General features: G+C 42.7%; 6 protein-coding genes. 2 read left to right on the top strand and 4 right to left on the bottom strand.

Annotated elements, in window-relative coordinates; genetic code table 11:
- Positions 1 to 140 precede the first annotated feature (140 nt).
- Positions 141 to 1,091 carry a transaldolase gene (tal, locus tag AAFM34_RS19650; RefSeq protein WP_341665757.1) on the bottom strand — a complete coding sequence of 317 codons (951 nt, stop codon included), beginning with the start codon at positions 1,089 to 1,091 and terminating at the stop codon, positions 141 to 143.
- Positions 1,092 to 1,535: 444 nt separating this feature from the next.
- On the opposite strand from tal, the gene AAFM34_RS19645 reads away from it, so the two are divergent.
- Complete coding sequence (locus AAFM34_RS19645; protein ID WP_341665754.1) at positions 1,536 to 2,516, top strand: sugar-binding transcriptional regulator; 981 nt, start codon at positions 1,536 to 1,538, stop codon at positions 2,514 to 2,516.
- Positions 2,517 to 2,889: 373 nt separating this feature from the next.
- Positions 2,890 to 3,951, top strand: coding sequence for a hypothetical protein (locus tag AAFM34_RS19640; protein ID WP_341665752.1), 1,062 nt, complete (start codon positions 2,890 to 2,892; stop codon positions 3,949 to 3,951).
- A 175-nt stretch (positions 3,952 to 4,126) separates the two neighbouring features.
- On the opposite strand, the gene AAFM34_RS19635 is transcribed toward AAFM34_RS19640, so the two are convergent.
- The 3 genes from AAFM34_RS19635 to tssI all read right to left on the bottom strand — a co-directional run.
- The gene (locus tag AAFM34_RS19635) at positions 4,127 to 4,972 is read right to left on the bottom strand and encodes a hypothetical protein (RefSeq protein ID WP_341665750.1); all 846 of its coding nucleotides are present in this window, start codon (positions 4,970 to 4,972) and stop codon (positions 4,127 to 4,129) included.
- Positions 4,973 to 4,981: 9 nt separating this feature from the next.
- Entirely contained in the window at positions 4,982 to 6,325 is a 1,344-nt protein-coding gene (locus AAFM34_RS19630) for a hypothetical protein (RefSeq protein WP_341665748.1), read from the bottom strand.
- On the bottom strand, positions 6,325 to 8,176 hold a 1,852-nt coding region (gene tssI / locus AAFM34_RS19625), incomplete at its 5' end, for a type VI secretion system tip protein TssI/VgrG (protein WP_341665746.1). The genes AAFM34_RS19630 and tssI, both read right to left, overlap by 1 nt.

The following is an 8,176-nucleotide window of genomic DNA, read 5'->3' as shown; positions in this document are numbered from 1 at the left end:
CTTGTTGTACGCCGTCCATGCTAAGGGCACGAATAGCGTTAGCTAGGTGTTTGCGATCCATAATTAATACCGAATATTATGTTTTTCTTAAAAAGGAAAAATAACAGGGAAGATAGTGTCTTCCCTGCTGATAATTTAAATTAAAGCTTAGCTTCGATCATGGTTTCGAGTTTGCCTTGGTCAACCGCGAAGTTGCGGATACCTTCTGCCAACTTCTCTACCGCCATTGGGTCTTGGTTGTGCTCCCATAGGAACTCAGCATGAGTCATTGCCGCTGGACGCGCTTGCGAACCTTTAGAATCAACCAATTTTTCAGCAACGTGGCCTTCAGCTGCTTCTAGCTCTGCCAATAGAGCCGGTGCGATAGTAAGACGGTCACAACCGGCAAGCTCAAGGATTTCGCCGATATTACGGAAGCTTGCACCCATCACAACTGTGTTGTAGCCGTAGTCTTTGTAGTAGTTGTAGATTTTGCTGACCGATAGTACGCCTGGATCTTCTTCTGGAGAGAAATCACGGCCTTCTTTCGCTTTGTACCAATCCATGATTCGGCCTACAAACGGGGAGATAAGGAACACACCAGCTTCTGCACAAGCGCGAGCTTGAGCAAACGAGAATAGAAGCGTGAGGTTACAGTTGATGCCTTCTTTTTCCAAAATCTCAGCCGCGCGGATACCTTCCCAAGTTGAAGCTAGCTTGATTAGGATGCGATCATTAGTAATGCCTGCGTCGTTGTACATTTTTACTAGCTGGCGAGCTTTTGCAACACTGCCTTCAGTATCGTAAGAAAGACGAGCATCAACTTCTGTAGAAATACGGCCTGGAATGGTTTTTAGGATTTCTTTACCAATGTTTACCGCCAGCATGTCACAGGTATCTTGGATTTGCTGTGCTTTGTCGCTGCTTTGAGTTTTTGCGTAGTCAATGGAAGCATTGATAAGAGGGGCGTATTCTTCGATTTGAGCGGCTTTAAGAATCAGAGAAGGGTTGGTAGTGGCATCTTCTGGTTGATATTTCTTGATAGCGTCTATCTCACCAGTGTCTGCGACGACAGTCGTTAGTTTACGAAGTTGCTCTAATTTGTTGCTCATTTCGGTCATCCTATATCATGGGCTTTCACACTAAAACCATAGTGTGATTAGTACAATGTCAAACTCGTTAGCCAGTGTTTGGCCTATGGAAATGTTGCCAACTCCGCTAACGATTCTCAATTATGTGGCGATAGAGCATCTGTAATGAACATTTGCTCTTTCATTGAGTAAATGATGGGTTCATATTTATCTCTTCGACGCAGAATGTCAATCGATAATTACCCTTTTACGACAGGTTTGTGCGGGATTTTTTTTCGGCATGAAACTAAGCGTGTAAATCAAACGTTTGCTATCGTCTGGCGGGCGTTTAGCCGAGTTTTAGACTGGCTGATTTTGGACTGAGAATTTGTAATGTAGATGAGCAAATGTTGCATTATTTTGTTAGCCTGACATATGCTACGTCTCTGAGCACATGTTTAGTCCTTGTTTAGGAGCTTGATTACAATGAGTAAGTCGCCCAATGATATGTCTGACGATAGCGCTGATCTGTTAACGGAAATTTCCGTTGCTTACTACCAAGATGGTGCGACGCAGGAAGAAATCTCAAAAAAATTTGCCGTATCGAGAGCAAAAGTAGGTCGTATGCTCAAGCAAGCGCGAGACGAGGGCATTGTTGAAATCACGGTCAAATACCATCCTGTATTCAGCGCCAAAATAGAACAAAGGTTGGTTGAGCGTTTTGGTGTTAAGCGCGCTTTAGTCGCACTTGATCAGCCAAGCGAAGAACAGCAACGCCTGCAAGTGGCAGGCTTGGTGTCCAAATTTATGGCCAGCTCAATTCAAAATGGCTCTGTCGTTACAGTGGGACAGGGCAGAAATGTCTCGGCTGTGGCGCACCATGTTGGTGTGATCCCGCAAAGAGACGTGAAATTCGTCTGTGGCATTGGCGGCATTCACCCCAGAGGTGGCATGTTCAACGCCGATCACATTTGTCGTCAGTTTGCCAAAACCTATGGCGGCACCTCAGAGAGTCTTTATGCGCCAGCCTACGCAGAAAACCCAGAGCAAAAGCGTGCCTTTATGCAAAACGCGACCGTCAAACAAACCTTAGACTTAGCGCGTAAAGCTGATGTCGCATTGGTGGGCATAGGGGATATGAGTGAAAACAGCTATATGGTCGATTTGGGTTGGTTTACTGCCGATGAAGTGGTGCAGTCGCGAATGAATCAAGGCGTAGTGGGCGATTTTGCTGGATATGACTTTTTCGATATTCATGGCAAGTCCGCCAAAACCGTTATGAGCGATAGGGTAATAGGGTTGGGCATTGAAGAATTTCGCCCAATTTCACAAGTCATCGCCATCGCCGCTGAAAACAGCAAACCCCTCGCCATGCTAGGCGCACTAAGAACAGGCGTGATTGATGTGATTGCCACCAGTGTTAGCAACGCCTTGACCGTATTAAACCTCGATGAACAGATGAAATAATAGATATGTGACGATGTACATATATTGGTTGACACAGATTTTTGAACGCCCTCTTTTATCAACGTTATAAGGGCCATTATGAGGCCCTTATTCGTATGCCTTCACCTTATTCAGAGTAGCTGATTTCCTGTAACTCTGAATCAAGTGAGTCAGCAAAACTGAAGACGGAGGGCTCTATACTCTGGACATGGACTTTAAAAACTTTACTGTCAAATAGCTCGGGATGCCTTAAAACATGACGAATCTCAGAGAAGGTTATTGGCTCATATTTGTCACTGAATCTATGCTGTTGAGCTTTCCACTTTTTATCTTGAATGACATTTTATTCTAATGATAAGATTATAATCTAGACAAAGCGACATAGGGAAAAACCATGGTGTCTTCGATTACTAATATGCCACCCAATAGATCGATTTATAGCGAAGGTGAGCACAATATAGCTATCAATAATTTAATTGCTTCAGCTACCCAAAAAGTGCCATTAAATGAAAGTCAAAAAAACGATTTGGATGCGCTGTTTACACTGGCTAAAAGCAATGATCAAGATAGTATAGAATTACTTCAAAACTTATCATTAAGCGATGGAGAAGTTTCTTCATATGCCCAACATCTTTTATGTAAACTAATTGCTAAGGAAGATGGAGCATCATATGACGCAGCATGTTCTGCGCGCTCTGGTTGTCAAAGCCTGATTACCAATTTTTCTGATGGTATTATTACTAATAACATATTAGAAGATAACCCCAAATTATTGCTTGTCGCCGGCTCTAAAATCGAAGGAGATGGTCCATATCGAGAGCCAATTCCACTGCAAGTCAAATCAAAAATCGTAAGCTTCGATGAAAAAGATGTTAAACCACAGTGGTGGCACGAGACAAAGCTGGAAGATGGTCAATTTGAAACCCCAAAGCCTTCAACCATCAAAGATAAAGATTATTGGGTAAAAGAGCATAAGTTACCTGATGACGGTGCTTGCCAATTTAGAGCCGCATTTACTTTAAGGGACAAGGATGATAGGTGGTTATCCGCATCGAAAGAAGATATTCGTGATGAAATAGAAAAGACACCAGTGTTAGTAAAAAATGCTATATATGATTCTGTTACTTTCTTAAAAGTGGCAGACTTAATCCCTGACCGATTTAAAGATTTTTTTGATGACGAGGGGTTTGAAGATCGTGTTTATGATAAGACCATCAAGTCTGGAGATTTCAACCTCTATTCCCCGCGAGGTATAGAGTCTGCTTTAGGTGAATTTCCGACATTAACTAGTGAAGAAGAAGAGTTCTTATCAACTTTGGCTGACAGTATTGGTGAAAATTTAAAAAGCGTTTTTAAATTGCCATTAATTTCTGATGGCTCTAGAGCATATTCAGTTCCAACGGGTAACCACTATAACTTAATTACGCCAGTTGATTTTTTCACGAAGATTGATTAATTCATTTTCTTTTACTCGTTATTTTTCGGGGGTTCTTCCACAGTACCTCTTGATGAGCAGATGAGATAACGAACATGTGACGGCGTAACTAAAATCGTAGTTACGCCGTCACTTATAACTGATTCAAGCGAGTGTTTTTAGGCTAATGTTAGCGGTCATGATAGAAAGTCTATGTTTATCCATTAGCATTAGAGCCTGACTCTGCCATTATCTCTTTAATCTTCTTATACGACTTCTTTTTGGAATTGAAGATTATCTTATGTTCACCATACTCTTTATCTATGCTTGCAACTAACTTACGCCATTCGGATAGGTATGAAATCATTGCATATACAATTACACCAAAGGTAAATAGAACGGGCACACCAAAGATAAAGAATAGGACACTATGAGTATCTATATCTGGGCTCAGAATGTCAGAACGTGTAAGCAGCTCAGCGATGCCCATGGCAATACCTGCGCCACCGGTGCCCACTATACATGCTAATACAACGATAGCATTCTTAGCTTTTGTCAAAGGCTTTCTCAGGAAAGGCATTTTGGAAAAACTAAGACCTTCTACAATATCTACCTTTCTTATTTCAATTTCATTACCTCTTACCTTAATATTGTCATTCCTGTCAGAGAAACTGTCTTTAGTATGGAAAAAGCAACCAATAAAAATACCCATAACTAAGGATAAAATTAAAAAAGAGAACATATAAAAATTACTATCAAAAAATTTATTAGAATGAGTTATTACTGATGTTAATATTAACATCGTAGGAATAAAGATAAGATAAGAAAAGAGTGCTATTAGCATATCTGTTCTTTTGGATAGTAAGTTTTGGCCTTGTTTAGAAAAAAGGTAGGCTGGAAAGAAAAAGGTCACCAATGCTGTCAGCCCACAGACTAGCTTAGAGAAGAAAAAAATATCTGAGAATAAATATACTAACTGGAATGGTGCAAAGAAAATGGAAATAGTAATAATTCCAAATCTAAGACCTTTAGGAGCGTATTCGTTGTCTGAGTAGATTTCCATTTAAATTTCCTAAAAACCGTAAAAGCCTGAATTTTGCATTGCGCTAGAACCAATGTAGCTGTCTACTTTGCTTTGGTTTCTTTCTATCTCTTTTTTTACCATAGATTCTACGGTTAAGTTAGGGAAAGCACTTTTTAAAAATTGCTTGACAGAATTCTTAACGCCCAGAATAGTGTCAGCCGAGTCAACTGCCCAACCGACTCCAAAGGATATACCAGCGATACTTATGAATAGAGTTGTAGCACTGATTGCTACACCACCTAAACCCAATGCCAGTGTAAGTAAGCCGATAAACAATGCTGTAAATAAACCAGCTATAAAAAGTTTGGCTATGGTCACACCAAGTGCTCCCAATAATTCAGCAATGTTTTGTTCGCCTATGTCTTTTTTAAAAAACTCATAGAGGTCAAATGAAGCGACAAATATAAAGGAAATCATATTGGTGCCTTTAAGTGGATTTGCACTACTAACAGTATTTTTCACCAAGCTTCCGGCATTAGCTGACTTTAGGTCCTCTGAAATTTGTATGGCAGAGCTTAGCATTTTCATCTTATCGCCATGAATGCCGTAATTGATGCCGGTTAAAAAGGTTCTGCTGGTGCGATCGCCTTTAAACACAACCCCGAGTTTATTACCCCACTGTGACATTGGTTTTATTGTGAACTTCCCTTTAACAATAAATTCTTTTAGGTATCCCTTTGCTGCCTCAATTCCGTATTTAGCTTTGTAATAGGCGTAGGCTTGTCCATGCTCTACCGTTTGCACCATGGCTGTAGCCATGGCATTTTGGTCTCGGTTACTGTTTTGCAGATGTTCGTAGAATTCCAGCAAGGAATTTTCTGCTAGTGTATCAAACAGGGCAGAAATAACCGATTCGTCCATATCATCAATGTTATAGGCCTCTCCAATAGGGTTTGGAAGAAGCATCAAGCTGTCACTGGCTTTGAGAATACCAAGTACTTCATTGCCGTTGTCCCTAGGCCTAATCAAGGATTTTCTTGGCGAAGGATCAATTGGGCACGTCATTATCGCGGCTCTTAAATCACCGGGGGCTGTGATGGCTTCTGTTGGGATGCGATCCAATAAGGTAAAATTTTGGCCGTTTAAATAGAGTTCTAATGAGTTACAGGTTTCGTCAACCGTATTGGGGATCAACGTAGCCCTTGGCGTAAACTCTTTAGGCAGAGAAGGGCTTTTCTTGCCATTGACGGCAAATTGAATATCAAGGTTTTGCCCGCTTTGATCATCGGCCCAAAACATATTGCCGGCAGGGGCGTGCATCACTACTGGCTCTTTATCTTTGGCATCGGTGGTTTTGGCTTTGCCAGCGTAAATCCATAAATCGTCGTTCATTAAATTTCTCTCCAGTAAATATCAAATGAGGATTGTAAATCTTTGGTATTAATCAAGGATGTTTCCCCTTTAGCATTGGTCTTACCGTAGATTTCTTTACCATCTTCAAACACGAGTTTGTACGCTTTGTTGGCATGAACCGCCCCTGTGGTTTGGTCTTGCAACACAATGCGCTGGTTGTAACGCATAAAAGACTCATAAGGCGGCGCAACATTGAGCCTTGCACTTCCTTTATCTGGGTTTATTGCCACATTTCCGCCGTTGATCGTGGTTTGCGCTGCGCCATCAATGGTAATTGAAGAGCCGTAAAGCTTTATATTACCACTACTTTTTAGGATTAATCCCGCGTAACCGACCTGAACTTTGATTTCATCTCCAGAAATAATGGTGGTTTCACCATCGGCGCGAAAAGAGGTGTTGCCTTGTACATCGACATTCAAATTACCGCCCACTTGCAATGAGTCGTCGGCGCCTATGTTGGCCGATAACCCCTCAAGCACCGCAAGGCTCGCTTTGCCACCAATTTCTACAGACAGGTTTTGGCCTATTTTGGTTAGGCGGTTTTCATCAATCGATCTGTGTTGATCTTTTGCGACTTGCTTTTGCTCATTGGCGTTGTAGGTAACGGTTACGTCTTGATCGACTTGCTCTTTAAACGTTTGTTTTGTCTCTGAGGTTTTATGGCCATGAATGGTTTCTTTGCGATCGCCATGGACCTTATTTTCTTGGTTTCGGCCCACTTCAAGCTCTTCATCATTCCCTATATCTCGGTAGCGATTATTCAGTACCTTGGTTTTCATGTCTTTTTGTGCGTGAAAATGCACCATTTCTTGGTCATTTTCATCTTCAAAGTGCATTTCGTTATAACCGTCTGCCTTATGGCTTTGGGTGCGAAAAACGGTGCGAGTTTTATGCTCTGGCAGCTCGTAAGGTGGGGTGTGTAAACCATTATACACAGCGCCTGTAACAAGCGGCCTATCAGGATCGCCTTCTAAAAAAGTCACCACCACTTCGTGGCCGATGCGCGGCAGATACACGGCGCCCCAGTTCGGCGCGGCCATTGATTGGCTGACTCGCAGCCAGCATGAGCTGTGTTCGTCACTTTGCCCATAGCGGTCCCAGTGAAATTGCACTTTAATTCGCCCAAGTTCATCGGTGTAGATTTCTTCTCCCGCAGGCCCAACGACGACCGCCGTTTGAGGGCCATCAACCACAGGGGAGGACATTTTGGGCGCGCGATAAGTCACATCACGCGGCAGGCAGACAAACTGATTTTGGTAGTGGGTTGGGGCATCACCGCCTTCTTCTTCGTGCACGCGAGGGTTTTCGCCAAGGTGCATCACAGAGAGCATTAGGTAATCACGATTGACTGAGGAGCGCGGATGCTCGCTTATCTCAAAGCTTAATCCCGAAGCCAAACGCATAATATTACTTGAGGCATGAATTTGATGGCTATCGACTCTGTATTCTGACATCCATTCACTACTTCGCTGAGCGCCAAAGTCAGGCGAGGTGTAGCGCCCGGGGTAATCGAAGCGTTTTAAATCTGTATTTACGCCATCTTGGGCGGTTTTGTTTTGCGGTATTTTCGGGGTGAGGTAGTTGTAATCGCTATAGCTGACATCACTGGTGAGGGCGCGATGTACCTGCTCTAAGTCGAAAATGTGCTCTTTGTCAGACACACCGCCGCCTTGAGAGTGATACAGCATAGGCCCAAGATAAGAAGCGTTGAGCGGCGTGCTGACAAGCTCTGGAATCGCGTCGTTACTGTCAACAATCACCATGGTATGCGCAGCATCGCTGTGCTCAAAGTAAAACCACATGCCATGCTCGGCTAAAAGACGCTGAACA

The organism is Vibrio sp. (genome assembly GCF_038138445.1).
Classification (GTDB): domain Bacteria; phylum Pseudomonadota; class Gammaproteobacteria; order Enterobacterales; family Vibrionaceae; genus Vibrio.
The sequence above is the reverse complement of the archived record's forward strand: the minus strand, read 5'-3'. Positions and strand labels throughout refer to the sequence as shown.

Bases quoted from the DNA above. Each gene is read 5' to 3' on its own strand.
- tal (WP_341665757.1), bottom strand. From the start codon at position 1,091: ATGAGCAACAAATTAGAGCAACTTCGTAAACTAACGACTGTCGTCGCA.
- AAFM34_RS19645 (WP_341665754.1), top strand. From the start codon at position 1,536: ATGAGTAAGTCGCCCAATGATATGTCTGACGATAGCGCTGATCTGTTA.
- AAFM34_RS19635 (WP_341665750.1), bottom strand. From the start codon at position 4,972: ATGGAAATCTACTCAGACAACGAATACGCTCCTAAAGGTCTTAGATTT.
- AAFM34_RS19630 (WP_341665748.1), bottom strand. From the start codon at position 6,325: ATGAACGACGATTTATGGATTTACGCTGGCAAAGCCAAAACCACCGAT.
- AAFM34_RS19640 (WP_341665752.1), top strand. From the start codon at position 2,890: ATGGTGTCTTCGATTACTAATATGCCACCCAATAGATCGATTTATAGC.